This window comes from Streptomyces africanus, from assembly GCF_030816955.1.
Lineage (GTDB): Bacteria > Actinomycetota > Actinomycetes > Streptomycetales > Streptomycetaceae > Streptomyces > Streptomyces africanus.
Genome location: NZ_JAUSYP010000001.1, coordinates 6,518,082 through 6,534,204, shown reverse-complemented (window position 1 = coordinate 6,534,204; position 16,123 = coordinate 6,518,082). Strand labels below are relative to the sequence as shown.

At 71.7% G+C, this 16,123-nt stretch carries 12 protein-coding genes, 1 pseudogene and 1 riboswitch; of the genes and pseudogenes, 4 read left to right on the top strand and 9 right to left on the bottom strand.

The genetic code is table 11. The features are described 5' to 3' along the window. Positions 1 to 47: 47 nt before the first annotated feature. The 3 genes from QF034_RS30280 to QF034_RS30270 are packed head-to-tail and all read right to left on the bottom strand — an operon-like array spanning position 48 to position 4,705. Positions 48 to 1,244: an alkaline phosphatase family protein gene (locus tag QF034_RS30280; protein WP_307177870.1), complete on the bottom strand. Its 1,197-nt coding sequence runs from the start codon at positions 1,242 to 1,244 to the stop codon at positions 48 to 50. Next, positions 1,244 to 1,840: a DUF5998 family protein gene (locus QF034_RS30275; protein WP_020270574.1), complete on the bottom strand. Its 597-nt coding sequence runs from the start codon at positions 1,838 to 1,840 to the stop codon at positions 1,244 to 1,246. Before QF034_RS30275 ends, QF034_RS30280 begins: the two co-directional genes overlap by 1 nt. A gap of 42 nt (positions 1,841 to 1,882) precedes the next feature. Beyond that, positions 1,883 to 4,705, bottom strand: a complete 2,823-nt coding sequence (locus tag QF034_RS30270) for a bifunctional acetate--CoA ligase family protein/GNAT family N-acetyltransferase (protein ID WP_307177869.1) — start codon at positions 4,703 to 4,705, stop codon at positions 1,883 to 1,885. 174 nt (positions 4,706 to 4,879) lie between these two features. Between QF034_RS30270 and QF034_RS30265 the strand changes: the two genes are divergently transcribed. Next, positions 4,880 to 5,161 (top strand): HPr family phosphocarrier protein, encoded by a 282-nt coding sequence (locus tag QF034_RS30265; protein WP_003993478.1) that lies wholly within the window; start codon positions 4,880 to 4,882, stop codon positions 5,159 to 5,161. A 172-nt stretch (positions 5,162 to 5,333) separates the two neighbouring features. Here QF034_RS30265 and QF034_RS30260 read toward each other — a convergent pair whose 3' ends face one another. From QF034_RS30260 to QF034_RS30245, 4 genes are all read right to left on the bottom strand, one after another. Next, on the bottom strand, positions 5,334 to 6,029 hold the full coding sequence (locus QF034_RS30260; RefSeq protein WP_307177868.1) for a GntR family transcriptional regulator: 696 nt from the start codon (positions 6,027 to 6,029) through the stop codon (positions 5,334 to 5,336). A gap of 188 nt (positions 6,030 to 6,217) precedes the next feature. Further along, the gene (locus QF034_RS30255) at positions 6,218 to 7,003 is read right to left on the bottom strand and encodes a M23 family metallopeptidase (protein ID WP_307177867.1); all 786 of its coding nucleotides are present in this window, start codon (positions 7,001 to 7,003) and stop codon (positions 6,218 to 6,220) included. Between the two features lie 13 nt (positions 7,004 to 7,016). After that, positions 7,017 to 7,180: riboswitch (cyclic di-AMP (ydaO/yuaA leader) on the bottom strand. Between the two features lie 192 nt (positions 7,181 to 7,372). Further along, on the bottom strand, positions 7,373 to 8,761 hold the full coding sequence (locus tag QF034_RS30250; protein WP_307177866.1) for a M16 family metallopeptidase: 1,389 nt from the start codon (positions 8,759 to 8,761) through the stop codon (positions 7,373 to 7,375). Beyond that, a complete protein-coding gene (locus QF034_RS30245; protein ID WP_307177865.1) occupies positions 8,758 to 10,155 on the bottom strand; it encodes a M16 family metallopeptidase in 1,398 nt (465 codons plus the stop codon). Before QF034_RS30245 ends, QF034_RS30250 begins: the two co-directional genes overlap by 4 nt. A 394-nt stretch (positions 10,156 to 10,549) precedes the next feature. Here QF034_RS30245 and QF034_RS30240 point away from each other — a divergent pair, with 394 nt between their 5' ends. Beyond that, positions 10,550 to 13,006: a DNA gyrase/topoisomerase IV subunit A gene (locus tag QF034_RS30240; protein ID WP_307177864.1), complete on the top strand. Its 2,457-nt coding sequence runs from the start codon at positions 10,550 to 10,552 to the stop codon at positions 13,004 to 13,006. An 18-nt stretch (positions 13,007 to 13,024) separates the two neighbouring features. Here QF034_RS30240 and QF034_RS30235 read toward each other — a convergent pair whose 3' ends face one another. Then, positions 13,025 to 14,089, bottom strand: coding sequence for a CobW family GTP-binding protein (locus tag QF034_RS30235; protein WP_307177863.1), 1,065 nt, complete (start codon positions 14,087 to 14,089; stop codon positions 13,025 to 13,027). A gap of 321 nt (positions 14,090 to 14,410) precedes the next feature. Here QF034_RS30235 and QF034_RS41600 point away from each other — a divergent pair. Then, a pseudogene (locus QF034_RS41600) lies at positions 14,411 to 14,680 on the top strand (DUF6082 family protein); the annotation flags it as partial. Positions 14,681 to 14,747: 67 nt separating this feature from the next. Continuing rightward, on the top strand, positions 14,748 to 14,885 hold the full coding sequence (locus QF034_RS41595) for a hypothetical protein (RefSeq protein WP_370880866.1): 138 nt from the start codon (positions 14,748 to 14,750) through the stop codon (positions 14,883 to 14,885). A gap of 14 nt (positions 14,886 to 14,899) precedes the next feature. Here the strand turns inward: QF034_RS41595 and QF034_RS30230 are convergent, their stop codons facing one another. After that, entirely contained in the window at positions 14,900 to 16,060 is a 1,161-nt protein-coding gene (locus tag QF034_RS30230) for a citrate synthase (protein WP_307177862.1), read from the bottom strand. Positions 16,061 to 16,123 lie beyond the last annotated feature (63 nt).

Here is a 16,123-nt window from a genome sequence, read left to right as displayed (position 1 = left end):
AGTTGAGCACCTTTCGGCGAGAGAGGTCGGGCGAACGGGGTGGGGCTTCAGGAGCGTACTTCGAGCAGCGGGACCAGCTGCTCGGCGGGGGTCATCGAACCGTGGTTGCCGACCATCGCCGACTCCTTCGGCTCCCGCTCGGAGGCGATGAGCAGGACGTCGTCGCGCGCGGCGGCGACCACGTCGCCGATCCGGCCGTACACCCGTTCGTCGATCTTCGGGCCGAACCAGCCCGCCGCGATGGCCTCGTCGCGGGAGGCCACCCAGAACTGCTCGCCGAGCACCTCGCGCCAGCAGGTCAGGACGTCGCCCGCGGCGCCGGGCACCGCGTAGACGTGCCGGGCGCGGCCCTCGCCGCCGAGCAGGGCGACGCCGGCGCTCAGCTCCCAGTCCTCGTCGAAGTCGATGCGGTGCTCTTCGTCGAAGGGCACGTCGATCATGCCGTGGTCGGCGGTGACGTAGAGGGCGCTGCGCGGCGGCAGTTGTTCGGCCAGGCGCTGGACCAGGCGGTCGGCGTACATGAGCTGGCCGCGCCAGGTGTCGGAGTCGACGCCGAAGCGGTGGCCGGCGCCGTCGACCTCGGCGAAGTACGTGTAGACCAGGGAGCGGTCGCCCGCGGCCAGTTGCTCGGCCGCCAGGTCCATACGGTCCTCGCCGGTCAGCCGCCCGAGGAACGTTCCGCCGCTGAGCGCGACCCTGGTCAGCGGGGTGTTCTCGAAGGTCGGGGACGACACCTGCGCGGAGTGCACGCCCGCCTCGTGGGCCAGCTGGAAGACCGTCGGGTACGGCTGCCAGGGGCCGGGCGGGGCCCACGGCTGCCAGCGCAGCTGGTTCATCAGCTCGCCGGTGTCCGGGTTGCGCACGGTGTAGCCGGGCAGGCCGTGCACGCCGGGCGGCAGGCCGGTGCCGACCGAGGCGAGGGAGGTGGCCGTGGTCGCCGGGTAGCCGGCGGTGAGCGGACGTCCGGTGCCGCCGCGCGAGGTGGCGAGCAGGGACGTCATGAAGGGGGCGTCCTCGGGGTGCGCCCTGAGCTGCTCCCAGCCGAGGCCGTCGATCAGGAACACGCAGTTCCGGTCGGCGGGGGTCAGCTCGGAGATCGCGGCGCTCATGCCCGGCACGCCCAGGCCGGCGGCCAGCGTGGGCAGCAGGTCGGCGAGGGAGCCGCTGCCGTACTCGGGGACCGGTGCGGAGGTGACGGTGAGCGGTTCGGGGTGCTGGTCCCAGGCCGTCTTGGGGTGTGCCATCAGCGAGCGGTGTCCGCGGTCGCCTCGGAGAGCGCCTGCGCGAAGGCGAGCGCCTGGCGCACGGTCTCCGGTCCGTCCCCCGCCTCGCTGACGCGCAGGCTGAGGTCGTCCGCCGTCGAGTTGCCGGTGTAGCCGTGGTCCGCCTCGCAGTTGGGGTCGCCGCAGGCGGCCGGCTCCAGGTCGATGCGGGAGACGGCGCCCCAGCCGATGGTGAGGACGACCTCACGGGGCAGGGTGCCCGGCTTGTACGACTCCGGGTTGGCGACCACGCGGCTGACCACGATCGACGAGATCCGGCTCATCTTCACGGACTCCGTCGACGTCGTGGCGTACGGCGTCGGGGAGGTGCTGTCGGCGGCCTGTTCGTCGGTGTGGCTGACGATGAAGCGGTGGTCCGTGAGGACGAGCACCGTCACATGCCGCCGTACCTCGTTCTGGTCGAACGTCGTCTCCTGGTGGACCAGGTACGACCGGATGGGCTCGCCGCCCACGGCGGCCTCCACCGCCTCGGCCACGAGGGCCGGGTAGTAGCCGCTGCGCTCGATCGCCGCCCGCAGCCCCTGGGTCGTCGTACTGGTCTTGGCCATGACGCCCATCCTACGGGGGACCACTGACTGCGAGGCACCGCTCGCCCCCGGTCAGTACGCGGGGAGGGTCCGCGGGCCGAGGTCGTCGCGGGCGGGCGGTGGCGCGAGGCGGACGGAAGCGCCCAGGACGCTCAGGCCGTGCGAGGCGACGACGACCGGCTCCAGGGTGACCGCGACGACTTCGGGATGGTCGTCGACCAGCCGGGACACCCGCAGCAGCAGCTCCTCCAGGGCGCGGGTGTCGGCCGGTGCGGAGCCGCGCCAGCCGAACAGCAGGGGTGCGGTGCGGATCGAGCGCACCAGCGAGGTCGCCTCCTTGTCGGTCACCGGGATCAGCCGATGGGCCGTGTCCCCGAGCAGCTGCGAGGCGGCCCCGGCGAGTCCGAAGGAGAGCACGGCTCCGGCCGCGGGGTCGATGACGGCCCGTACGACGACGTCCACGCCGCGCGGCGCCATCCGCTGCACGACGGGGCGCAGCTCCTCCGGTACTCCGAACAGCTCGGTCAACTCGGTGTACGACCTGAGCAGTTGGTCCTCGTCCGCGAGGTCGAGGCGTACGCCGCCCAGGTCGGCGCGGTGCCGCAGGTGCGGAGCGGTGGCCTTGAGGGCGACGGGGTAGCCGAGGGCGCGGGCGGCCTCGGCGGCGGCGCCGGGGGTGGGGGCGGGCAGGGCGCGGTGGACCTGGATGCCGTAGTCGCCGAGCAGGTCGCAGGTCTCGTCCGCGCCGAGCGTGAGTCCCTGCCCGCGCGCGAGGAGCCCGTCGATCAGCGTGGCGGCGCCCTTCTGGTCGATGTCCTCGTACTCGGGCACCTTGCCGGGGTCGGCGGCGTCGCGCCGCCACTGCGCGTAGGTGACGGCCTGCCCGAGGGCGCGGACGGCGCGCTCGGCGGCGGGGTAGGCGGGGATGAGGTGCTCGCCTTCGGGAGCCTCGGCGGTGGGGAGTCGATCTTCCGTGGATGCCGGGCGAGGGGCGATGTGCGGAGGGTGGTCCGCCTCGGCCTGCGGTGCCGTGCTCGCCGCCGCCGACAGGGCCTCCGCCAGGCCTCCCAGCTCCACGTGCACCACCAGGACCGGCTTGGCCGGGGCGGCGGCCACCGCGGAGCGCAGCGCGTCGGCGAGGGCAGCGTCCGCGACCGAGCCCTCCCCCACCGCCGGTATGGCGGTGACGACCACCGCGTCGCACCGGTCGTCGGCCAGTGCCCGCGACAGGGCCGCGTGGAAGTCCGCGGCGGAGGCGGCCGTGGTCAGGTCCTGCGGGGGGTGCGGCCGCAGCCCCTCGGCGAGGCACGCGTCGTAGGTGAGCAGGCCGAGCGACTCGGAGTTGCCGAGGATCGCCACCCGGGGCCCGGCCGGCAGCGGCTGGCGGGCGAGCAGCAGCCCGGCGTCCACCAGCTCGGTGATCGTGTCGACCCGGATGACGCCGGCCTGCCGCAGCAGCGCGGAGACCGTCGCGTGCGGCAGCCGGGTCGCCCGTACGGCGTGCCCCTGGGGCGCGGCCGCGTGCCGGGCGCCCTGGACGACGACCAGTGGCTTCGCCGCGGCCGTGCGGCGGGCGAGACGGGTGAACTTGCGCGGGTTGCCGATGGACTCCAGGTACATGAGGACGACGTCGGTGTCGGGGTCCTCGTACCAGTACTGGAGGACGTCGTTGCCGGAGACGTCGGCCCGGTTGCCGGAGGAGACGAACGTGGAGACGCCGGTCACGCCCGTGACGCCGCCGCCGCGCCGGTGCAGCCGGGACAGCAGGGCGATGCCGATGGCGCCGGACTGGGCGAACAGGCCGATCCGGCCCGGGCGCGGTGTCTCGGGCGCGAGGGAGGCGTTGAGCCGTATCCGCGGGGAGGTGTTGATGATGCCGAAGGCGTTCGGGCCGATGATCCGCATGCCGTACGTGCGCGCCTGCCGCACGAGCGCGCGCTGGCGTTCGCGCCCCTCGGTGCCGCTCTCGGCGTACCCGGCGGAGACCACGACCAGCCCCTGCACGCCGTGTTCGCCGCACTCGGTGACGACCTCGGGCACGTGTTCGGCCGGCACGGCGACGACCGCGAGGTCGACCGGGCCGTCGATGTCCCGCACCGAGCGGTGGGCGGGGACCCCGTCGAGCTCCTTCTGTCCCTCGGGGAGTGCCCTGTTCACGGCGTAGAGACGGCCGGTGTACCCGGCGTCGCGGATGTTGCCGAGGACGCTGCGGCCGACGCCGCCCTGGGTGCGCCCGGCGCCGATGACGGCGACCGAGCCGGGCGCGAGCAGCCGCTGCACGGACCGGGCCTCGGCGCGGTGCTCGCGCGCGTACTGGACGGCGAGGGAGCGGTCGGTGGGTTCGAGGTCGAACTCCAGACGGACGACGCCGTCCTCGAAGCTGCGCTTCTGGGTGTACCCGGCGTCCGTGAACACCTTGATCATCTTGTTGTTGGCGGGCAGCACCTCGGCGGCGAAGCGGCGGATGCCGCGCTCGCGGGCGACGGCGGCGATGTGTTCGAGGAGGGCGGAGGCGACGCCACGACCCTGGTGGGCGTCCTGCACCAGGAAGGCGACCTCGGCCTCGTCGGCGGGTGCGGACGCGGGCGTTCCGTCCGCGCCGATCCGGTCGTAGCGTACGGTGGCGATGAACTCGCCGCCGACTGTGGCCGCGAGTCCCACCCGGTCCACAAAGTCGTGGTGCGTGAAGCGGTGGACGTCCTTGGCGGACAGGCGAGGGTACGGCGCGAAGAAGCGGTAGTACTTCGACTCGTCGGAGACCTGCTCATAGAAGCTGACCAGGCGCTCGGCGTCATCAACGGTGATGGGCCGGATGCGCGCGGTGCCACCGTCGCGCAGCACCACGTCGGCTTCCCAGTGGGCGGGATACTCGTGCCGGTCCGGCGAGGTCTGCATGGGCCCCAGAGTACGTCTGGCGTCTGACAACGGCGCGAGGCAGTCTGTGGAGGGCGTCAGTCGGGTCGAGGCCGCGATCCGACGGCACCCGGGGCGGTGCATCAGGACCGCTCCGGCAGCTTCACGTATGGGAAACTGGTCTAGACAACCCTGAAAACCGAAGGGCAGCAACACATGGCTGAGCGCCGCGTCAACGTCGGCTGGGCCGAGGGCCTCCACGCCCGCCCCGCCTCCATCTTCGTCCGAGCCGCCACGGCCGCAGGCGTCCCGGTGACGATCGCCAAGGCAGACGGCAACCCCGTCAACGCGGCCTCCATGCTGGCCGTCCTCGGCCTCGGTGCCCAGGGCGGCGAGGAGATCGTCCTCGCCTCCGACGCCGAGGGTGCGGACGCCGCCCTGGACCGGCTGGCGAAGCTGGTCTCCGAGGGTCTCGAGGAACTGCCCGAGACCGTCTGAGCGTTCTTCCGCGCCTGATCCGGTACACCTGGTCAGGCACACCCTGAAGGGCTCGTCCGAATTCATCGGACGAGCCCTTCGCCATTTCCGGTCGCGGGTCGTGAATTTCCCGTTCCCGGGCAGCAGAAATAATCCCCCGCGAATTACTTCCTCTTTGTATACGGCTCTTGTGTTAATGCCGCAGGCTCGCCGTGTTTACGGGATGTTGCGAGTTCCTCACACGCTCGGCCCGCTCCCCGGCGGAGCCGAAACGCAGCCGGTGCGCGGCCGTCGCGCGCTCGGTGTGCAGCGCCGTGACCGCCCGCGCGCGCTCACTGTCCCCGCGCGCCACCGCGTCCACGATCGCGCCGTGCTCGGTCCAGGCCTCCACGGGCCCGGCCGGCGCCTCGACGGTGTACATCCAGGCGATCTTGTGGCGGAGCTGGGTGAGCATCGAGGTCAGTGCGGGGCTGCCGGAGGCCTGTGCGAGCGTCTCGTGGAACCAGCCGCCCAGGGAGCGCAGGTCGTCGCTGTTGCCCCGGCGGGCGCGCTCCTGGCCGAGCCTGACCAGGCCGCGCAGGACCTTCAGATGGGCCTCGGTACGGCGCTGGGCCGCGCGGGCCGCGCCCAGCGGCTCCAGCAGCAGCCGCATCTCCAGCAGATCGGCGGCCTCCTGCTCGGTGGGTTCGGCGACGCACGCGCCCGCGTGCCGCCGGGTCACCACGAAACCCTCGGCCTCCAGGGTGCGCAGGGCCTCCCGGACGGGGACGCGCGAGACGCCGTAGCGGCGGGCGAGGAGTTCCTCGGTCAGCCGGCCGCCGCGTTCGTAGACACCCGCGACGATGTCGTCCCGGATGGCCGTGCACACCGAGTGCGCCGGAATGCGCATGACCGACCTCCGTTTAATCCCCGTGAAACGTCGACGAGTGACACGTGTTCCGTGACTCTATTGCAATGAGCCGGAATTTCCGACGGCGGACCGGAATCCAGGGATATTTTTTGGACAGCCGGGCGTCACAAACGCCGAAAGCCCCGGCTCGGGGAGCCGGGGCCTCGGGGAAGCGGAGTGGTGCGCCGTCAGACGCTCACGCCGTGCGAGCGGAGGTAGGCGACGGGGTCGATGTCGGAGCCGTACTCGGGGCTCGTCCGGGCCTCGAAGTGCAGGTGCGGGCCGGTGACGTTGCCGGTCGCGCCGGACAGGCCGATCTGCTGGCCGGGGGTGACCTTCTGGCCCACCGAGACGCCGATGGACGACAGGTGGCCGTACTGGGTGTACGTGCCGTCGTTCATCTTGATCACGATCTGGTTGCCGTAGGAGCCGCCCCAGCCGGCCTCGACAACCTCGCCCATGCCGACCGCGTGGACGGAGGTGCCGCTGGCGGCGTGGAAGTCGACACCGGTGTGGCTGCCGGAGGACCACAGGCCGCTGCTGGCCTGGTAGCCGGTGGAGACGTACGAGCCGGAGATCGGGGGCACGAAGGTGTTGAGGCGCTTGCGCTCGGCCTCGCGGGCGGCGCGCTCCTTGGCCTCGCGGGCCTTCTCGGCCGCCTCCTTGGCCTCCTTGGCCGCCTCGGCGGCTCGCTCGCGGGCGGCCTCCTCGGCCTTCTTCTTGGCGGCGGCCTCCTCGGCGGCCTGCTTCTGGGCGGCGGCCTGGGCGTCGATCTGCTGGGCCACGGTGTCGCCCATGGTGACGACGGGGGTGAGGCCGGTCTGCTCGACGGAGGGCTCGGCGGCGAAGGCCGGGGCGGCCACGGTGCCGATGACACCGGTGGTGGCGAGGGCCGCGACGCCCGCCGCGCGGGCCGTGCCGCGCTGCATGCGGCTGGGACGACGATGCTTCCCGGTGGCGCGGGTGAACGCCATGGAGTGCCTGGTCCTTTCCTTCCTTCTCGCCTACCGGGTTAGCTGACGGGTTCGGAGCAGGAAGGTCTCCTACGGACCCCCTCGCGGCTCGCGCGGGCGTCCGATTCACCCCAGGGACTGCGGTGGGTCCCCGGCTCCCCTGGCTCGCGCCGTACGGGGACTCGGCGATGACTGTCCGGTGCCGCGGGTGCGGCGCACTGCCTGACGAACAGCCCGGACGAACCTAAGCGGGTCCACTTTCAATTCCCAAACGGATCCGGGTTTTTGTAGCGCATCCCACAGGGCAGACACGCAACCTCCGCACTAATTCGGGCATAAAGGAGCCCTGGTGCCTTAGAAGACAACCAGGGCCCCTACGCGCGCGTGCCCCTACTCGGCGGCGACGACCGCGACTTCGCCGATGCCCAGGGCCTCGACCGGGCCCTTGATCTGCGCCGCGTCACCGACGAGCACCGTCACCAGACGGTCCACCGGGAAGGCGCTGACGGCCGCCGCGGTGGCCTCCACGGTGCCGGTCTCGGCGAGCTGCCGGTACAGCGTGGCCTGGAAGTCGTCGGGCAGGTGCTGCTCGACCTGGTCGGCCAGCGTGCTCGCGACGGCCGCCGCCATCTCATACTTCAGCGGCGCCACGCCGACCAGGTTCTGCACGGCGACGTCCCGCTCGGCGTCGGTCAGCCCCTGGGCGGCGAGCGTGCGCAGCACCGTCCAGAGGTCCTGGAGGGCGGGGCCGGTGTTGGGCGTGTCCACCGAGCCGCTGATGGCGAGCATCGCGGCACCGGTCCCGTCCGGGGCGGACCGGAGGACCTGGCCGAAGGCCCGCACCCCGTAGGTGTAGCCCTTCTCCTCGCGCAGCACGCGGTCCAGGCGGGAGGTGAGGGTGCCGCCGAGGCAGTACGTGCCGAGCACCTGCGCGGGCCACACGCGGTCGTGCCGGTCCGGGCCGATCCGGCCGATCAGCAGCTGCGTCTGGACGGCGCCGGGACGGTCCACGATGACGACCCGGCCCGTGTCGTCGGCGGTCACCGGCGGCACCGGGCGCGGCTCGGCCGCGGTGCCGGTCCAGGCGCCCAGTGTGTCGCCGAGCAGGGCGTCGAGGTCGATGCCGGTGAGGTCGCCGACGACCACGGCGGTGGCCGTGGCGGGCCTGACGTGCCTCTCGTAGAAGGCGCGTACGGCCGCGGAGTCGATCGCGGCGACCGTCTCCTCGGTGCCCTGGCGGGGCCGGGACATGCGCGAGTCCGCGGGGAACAGCTCCTTGGAGAGCTCCTTGGCGGCACGGCGGGCGGGGTTGGCCAGCTCGTGCGGGATCTCGTCGAGGCGGTTGCGGACCAGCCGCTCGACCTCGCTGTCCGCGAACGCGGGGGCCCTCAGGGCGTCGGCGATCAGGCCGAGCCCCTTGGCGAGCCGGGAGGCCGGAACCTCCAGGCTGAGCCGCACGCCGGGGTGGTCGGCGTGCGCGTCGAGGGTGGCGCCGGCGCGCTCCAGCTCGGCGGCGAAGTCCTCGGCGGAGTGCTTGTCGGTGCCCTCGGAGAAGGCCCGGGCCATGATCGTGGCCACGCCGTCGAGGCCGGCCGGCTCGGCGTCCAGGGGGGCGTCCAGCAGCACCTCCACGGCGACGACCTGCTGGCCGGGGCGGTGGCAGCGCAGGACCGTCAGGCCGTTGCCGAGCGTGCCGCGCTCGGGGGCCGGGAAGGCCCACGGCTTGGCCTCGCCGGCCTGCGGCTGGGGGTGGAAGTCCATCGTGGCGAGCTCGGTCACTTGGCCGCCTCCTCGTTCTCGTTCAGGGCCGCGGCTGCGGTGTCCTCGGTGGTGTCGGCGTCCTCGGCGGTCTCCGCGTCGCCGGTCTCGTCGGCGACGGGCTCGTAGACGAGCACCGCGCGGTTGTCGGGCCGCAGACGGGCCTTGGCGACCTCCTGGACCTCCTCGGCCGTCACCTCCAGTACGCGCTGTACGGCGGTCAGGGCGAGCTGCGGGTCGCCGAACAGCACGGCGTACCGGCACAGTTCGTCGGCGCGGCCGGCGACCGTGCCGAGCCGGTCCAGCCACTCGCGCTCCAGCTGGGCCTGGGCGCGCTCCATCTCCTCGGCCGTGGGGCCCTCCTCGGCGAACCGGGCGAGCTCCTCGTCGATGGCGGACTCGATGACCGGGACCTCCACGTCACCGGACGTCTTCACGTCCAGCCACCCCAGGGAGGGCGCCCCGGCGAGCCGCAGCAGGCCGAAGCCGGCCGCCACGGCCGTACGGTCCCGCCGCACGAGACGGTTGTACAGGCGGGAGGACTCGCCGCCGCCGAGGACGGTGAGGGCCAGGTCGGCCGCGTCGCACGCGCGCGTGCCGTCGTGCGGCAGCCGGTAGGCGGCCATCAGGGCGCGCGCCGGGACCTCCTCCTCGACGACCTCGCGCAGCTGCTCGCCGATGACCTCCGGCAGCGTGCCGTCCCTGGGGGCGGGCTTGCCGTCGTGCCCGGGGATGGAGCCGAAGTACTTCTCGATCCAGGCCAGGGTCTGCTCCGGGTCGATGTCACCGACGACGGAGAGCACGGCGTTGTTCGGCGCGTAGTAGGTGCGGAAGAACGCGCGCGCGTCCTCCAGGGTGGCCGCGTCCAGGTCGGCCATCGAGCCGATCGGGGTGTGGTGGTAGGGGTGGCCCTCCGGGTAGGCGAGGGCGGTCAGCTTCTCGAAGGCGGTGCCGTAGGGAACGTTGTCGTAGCGCTGCCGGCGCTCGTTCTTGACGACGTCGCGCTGGTTCTCCATCGACTCGTCGTCGAGCGCCGCCAGCAGGGAGCCCATGCGGTCGGCCTCCAGCCAGAGGGCGAGCTCCAGCTGGTGGGCGGGCATGGTCTCGAAGTAGTTGGTGCGCTCGAAGCTGGTGGTGCCGTTCAGCGAGCCGCCGGCGCCCTGGACGAGCTCGAAGTGGCCGTTGCCCTTGACCTGGGCGGAACCCTGGAACATCAAGTGCTCGAAAAGGTGAGCCAGGCCGGTACGCCCCTTGACTTCGTGGCGCGAGCCGACGTCGTACCAGAGGCACACCGCCGCGACCGGGGTCAGGTGGTCCTCGGAGAGCACCACGCGCAGGCCGTTGGCCAGGCGGTGCTCGGTCGCTGTCAGGCCCCCGGAGCCTGCCTGGGCTGTGGCCGTGTGACCCATGGGCATGTACGTCCCTTCGATCGCGGCGCGGTCGATCAAACCGCGGTTTTCCTGGCGAGTCCTGCCACTGTATGCAAGCGTGCGGGGCCCTGGTGAAGTTCCCGGGGGGCGTACGCGCAGAGCGAGAGGGGGAAGCGTCCGGGGGCCGTGTGCGGTGGTGACGGCGGGCCCGGCCCGGGGCCGGCGGAAGACCGGCGGGAAACCTCGGACCGGCCGGTGCGCGGCAGTCCTCCGGCAGCGTCCGGTTCCCCCGCCCGGACCCGGCGAGCGGCGCCCTCGGCCCGCCTGCGAACCTCCGCCGGGCGGCCCGTAGACCGGGCCCTGGTCCCGGTTGTCAGTGCGGCGGTCCACAATGGTCGGCGTCAGATCTCGTTCACGCTTCAGCAAGGAGCCGGCAGCGATGGCCCGCCGCAGCACGAAGACCCCGCCGCCCGACGACTCGTACGAGGAGAGAATCCTCGACATCGACGTCGTCGACGAGATGCAGGGCTCCTTCCTCGAGTACGCGTACTCGGTCATCTACTCCCGCGCCCTGCCCGACGCGCGCGACGGCCTCAAGCCGGTGCACCGCCGCATCGTCTACCAGATGAACGAGATGGGCCTGCGCCCCGAGCGCGGGTACGTCAAGTGCGCCCGTGTCGTCGGCGAGGTGATGGGCAAGCTGCACCCGCACGGCGACGCGTCGATCTACGACGCCCTCGTGCGCATGGCCCAGCCCTTCTCGATGCGTGTCCCCCTGGTCGACGGCCACGGCAACTTCGGCTCGCTGGGCAACGACGACCCGCCGGCCGCCATGCGGTACACCGAGTGCCGGATGGCCGAGGCGACGAGCCTGATGACGGAGTCCATCGAAGAGGACACCGTCGACTTCAACCCGAACTACGACGGCCAGGAGCGGGAACCGGTGGCGTTGCCCGCCGCATTCCCGAACCTCCTGGTCAACGGGGCCTCGGGCATCGCGGTCGGTATGGCCACGAACATGCCGCCGCACAACCTGCGCGAGGTGATCGCCGCCGCCCGCCACCTGATCAGGTACCCGAACGCCGATCTCGACGCCCTGATGAAGCACGTCCCGGGCCCCGACCTGCCCACCGGCGGCCGCATCGTCGGCCTGTCCGGCATCCGGGACGCGTACGAGACGGGCCGCGGCTCGTTCAAGATGCGCGCCACGGTGGCTGTGGAGCCCGTGACGGCCCGCCGCAAGGGCCTCGTGGTCACCGAGCTGCCCTTCACGGTCGGCCCGGAGAAGGTGATCGCCAAGATCAAGGACCTGGTGGGCTCGAAGAAGCTCCAGGGCATCGCCGACGTCAAGGACCTCACCGACCGCGAGCACGGTCTGCGCCTGGTCATCGAGATCAAGAACGGCTTCGTGCCGGAGGCGGTCCTGGAGCAGCTGTACAAGCTGACGCCGATGGAGGAGTCCTTCGGCATCAACAACGTCGCCCTGGTCGACGGCCAGCCGCTCACGCTGGGGCTGAAGGAGCTGCTGGAGGTCTATCTCGACCACCGGTTCACCGTCGTGCGGCGGCGTTCGGAGTTCCGCCGCGGCAAGAAGCGCGACCGGCTGCACCTGGTCGAGGGTCTGCTGACGGCCCTGCTGGACATCGACGAGGTCATCCGTGTCATCCGCTCCAGCGAGAACTCCGCCCAGGCGAAGCAGCGCCTGATGGAGCAGTTCTCGCTGAGCGAGGTGCAGACGCAGTACATCCTCGACACGCCGCTGCGCCGTCTGACCAAGTACGACCGCATCGAGCTGGAGGCGGAGAAGGACCGGCTCAACGCGGAGATCGAGGAACTGACCCGGATCCTCGACTCGGACACGGAGCTGCGCAAGCTGGTCTCCACCGAACTGGCCACGGTCGCCAAGAAGTTCGGCACCGACCGGCGGACGGTCCTGCTGGAGTCCGGTGGTGCCACGGTCGCCACGGTGCCGCTCCAGGTGGCCGACGACCCGTGCCGGGTGCTGCTGTCCTCGACGGGTCTGCTGGCCCGTACGGCGAACGGGGAGCCGTTCCCGGAGGACGCCGGCGCCAAGCGCGTGAAGCACGACGTGATCGTCTCGGCGGTGCCCGCCACCGCCCGCGGCGAGGTGGGGGCGGTCACCTCGGCGGGCCGGCTGCTGCGGCTGAACGTGATCGACCTGCCCCAGCTGCCGGAGTCGATGGCGACACCGAACCTCGCGGGAGGCGCCCCGCTGGCGGAGTTCGTCTCCCTGGAGGACGACGAGACGGTGGTCTGCCTGACGACGCTCGACGAGTCGTCGCCGGGCCTGGCGCTCGGCACGGCACAGGGCGTGGTCAAGCGCGTGGTGCCGGACTATCCGTCCCACAAGGAGGAGCTGGAGGTGATCACCCTCAAGGAGGGTGACCGGATCGTCGGCGCGGTCGAGCTGCGCACCGGCGAGGAGGACCTGGTCTTCATCACCGACGACGCCCAGTTGCTGCGCTTCCAGGCGTCCCAGGTCCGCCCGCAGGGCCGCCCGGCCGGCGGCGTGGCCGGCATCAAGCTCTCCGAGGGCGCGAAGGTCATCTCCTTCACGGCGGTGGACCCGGCCGTGGACGCCGTGGTCTTCACCGTCGCCGGCTCGCGGGGCACGCTGGACGACTCCGTGCAGACGACGGCCAAGCTGACCCCGTTCGACCAGTACCCGCGCAAGGGACGCGCCACCGGCGGCGTCCGCTGCCAGCGGTTCCTGAAGGGCGAGGACTGCCTGTCCCTGGGCTGGGCGGGCCCGGCCCCGGCGCTCGCGGCGCAGAAGAACGGCACCCCGGCCGATCTCCCGGAGATGGACCCGCGGCGTGACGGCTCGGGTGTGTCCCTGGCGAAGACGGTGGCGGTGGTGGCGGGGCCGGCCTAAGGCCCTCTGGCGGAGGGCTCAGGCAGGCCCTGCCTCTGCCGGGTCCTCCTCCGGGTTCTGTACGTACCTCAGGACGCCCCACATGCCGCGCTCGTCGGCGTGGGGGGCGTCGCTCCTGCACGCTGCGAGTTCCTTGTCGAGGGCGGGGGCGTCGATGCCGGAGCCGATGAGCACCAGCTGGGTGAGGCGTTCGCCGCCGGCCGGCCAGGGCTCCGGGTAGAAGCGCAGGAACCGTCCGACGGCATGGACGGCGTACCGGTTGTGGACGTCGTACGGCCCGAAGTCGACATAGCCCTTGATCCGGTACAGCCCCTCGGGCCGGCTGTCGAGGAACTCCATGAGCCGGCGCGGGTCGAGGGGCTCCCGCGAGACGAACGACAGGCTGTCGTAGGCGCTGTGCAGGTGCTCGGCGTGGTCGTCGGCGCCGTGCTCGTGCAGGTCGTCGAAGGACAGCTGCCCGATGCGTTCCTCGCTCGGCCGGCAGTCGAAGAGGAACTCGGGGTCGATCCGGCCGTAGGAGGCCGGGACGACGGCGGCGCGGTCGACGAGGGAGCGGACCAGTCCGAGGACGCGTTCGCCGTCCGCCGCCCGGTCGAGCTTGTTGACCACGACGAGATCGGCCAGCGCGAGATGCCGGTCGATCTCGGGATGCCTGGAGCGGGTGTCGTCGAACTCGGCGGCGTCGACGACCTCGACGAGCCCGCCGTACACGATCCCCGGGTGCTCGCTGGCGAGCACCATCCGCACGAGTTCCTGCGGCTCGGCCAGCCCGCTCGCCTCGATGACGATGACGTCGATGCCGAGGGAGGGTTCCGCGAGCCGTTCCAGGTACTGGTCCAGCTCGCTCGCGTCGACGGCACAGCACAGACAGCCGTTGCCGAGCGAGACCGTCGAGTCGCCGAGCGCTCCCGCCACGGCCATCGCGTCGATCTCGATGGCCCCGAAGTCGTTGACGATGGCGCCGATACGGCTGCCGCCGCTGCGATGGAGGAGGTGGTTGAGCAGAGTGGTCTTCCCCGAGCCGAGGAATCCGGCCAGGACGACGACCGGGATCTGCTGCGGTTCCGGGCTCGGCAGGCTCACCGTGCGACCTCTCTCACGCCGACGCGTGCACCGGCTCGCGTTCCCGGCGCACGTACGAGGATGGGATGCCGCCCCAGGATACGAGCCGTGGGAATCGCGGCGAAGTGAACGATTGTCAGCAGCGCTCGCGGGGCGGACGTTGGGCATGGCGCCGGTTTGTGCGACCCTCGCTTCCCTCCGTGCGCCTCCTCTCCGCCTCCCCGCCGATCAGAGCCGCTCGGCACTCTGGGAGACGGCAAGCGCCGCTCACCGCTCGCCGGTCCCCTCCAGTCGACCTGCATCCCGACGACCGGCGGACGTCCGCCTGAATCGAGGGTTGACATGGGCACACGGAATTTGAGCTTTCGGGGGCTGGGTGCCATGGCCTCGGCGGAGATCGGCCGGATGCGGGGCGCCGTGGTCGCCTTGGCCGCTCAGAGCCGCACCCGCTCCCAAGAGCAGTGCCTGCACGGGGAGTTGGCGAGCATGGCGATGGACGATCCGGAGCCGGCCGAGGTGCTGGACGCGTACGACGGGACCGTCTCACCCAGGAAGCAGCGCCAGTTCCTCTTCGCCCACGCCCTCTACACCAACGCTGTGCGCTATTACCGCATGGGCAACATGAGCCGGGAGGAGTTCTACGGCTTCGCCCGGGCCATGCACGCTTCTCCAGAGTCCCTTGTTCCACCGCTACTGGGAGGCTTCTCGTGGCGCGAAGGAGGGCCTTTCGCCAGACAGCCACGAGGGGCGGCTCTTCCGTATCTTCGAGCAGGCCATCCGCGAAGCTCAGGCGCGCGGGACACGCAATCCACCGTGACTTGCGGCAGGCACTCAGACGCCCCCACTCACTTGCGGGGCCGGTCCCACGTAGCGCGCCACCGGCCTGATGATCTTCGTGTCCTCCGCCTGTTCCAGGATGTTGGCGCTCCAGCCCACCACGCGCGCTGCCGCGAACGTCGGTGTGAACATCTCGCGGGGCAGGCCGCAGAGTTCCATGACCACGCCCGCGTAGTACTCGACGTTGGCGTGGAGTTCGCGGCCGGGCTTCAGCTCCGTCAGGATCGCCTCGACGTGCCGTTCGACCTCCACGGCGAAGTCCACCCGCGGACCGCCGAACCCCTGGGCGACCTCGCGCAGCATGCGTGACCTGGGGTCCTCCGTGCGGTAGATCGCGTGCCCGAAGCCCATGATGCGCTCACCGGCGAGCACCCGCTGCCGTACCCAGGAGTCGATACGGTCCGGCGTGCCGATCGCGTCCAGGGTGTCCAGCGCGCGACTGGGCGCACCGCCGTGCAACGGCCCCGACAGCGCCGCCACCGCACCGGCGAGACACGCCGCCACGTCCGCACCCGTCGACGCGATGACCCGAGCCGTGAAGGTTGATGCATTGAATCCGTGATCAATGGTTGAGATCAGGTATTGCTCGATCGCCCGTGCGTGCTGCTCGGTCGGCACCGAACCGGTCAACATGTACAGGTAGTTGGCCGCGTACGACAGGTCCTCGCGCGGCTCCACCGGATCGAGCCCCTTCCCCAGCCGGTGCAGCGCGGTGAGCAGCGTGGGTACGGCCGCGGTCGCCTCGATGGTGTCCTGCCGGCGCCGGTCGGCATCGATGTCGTACACGGGCCGGAAGCCCTTGGCCGCGCCCAGCAGAGACAGCGCCGTGCGCATCCCGGCGAGCGGGCCGGAGCGCCCTCCGGCCGCCGCGATGGCCGGCAGGGCCGCGCGGACCTCGTCGGGCAGCCGCCGCAGTGCCGCGGTCCGCGCCGCGAAGGCCGCGCTCTGGCCGGCGTCCGGCAGGTCACCGTGGACGAGCAGATGCCAGACGTCCTCGAAGGAGCGGGTCCGCGCGAGGTCGACGGCGGAGTACTGCCGGTAGTGGTAGAAGCCCTCGACGCCACGGACGTCACCGATCCGGGTGTCGGTGACGACGACACCGGCGAGTCCCCGCGGTGCGTCGATGAGAGCGGTTGCGGACCTGTTGACGGACATGTCTTCCTCCCTGGACTTGATTCGACTGTCCATGATTGACTCAAGTTGTGTCAATATTGATTG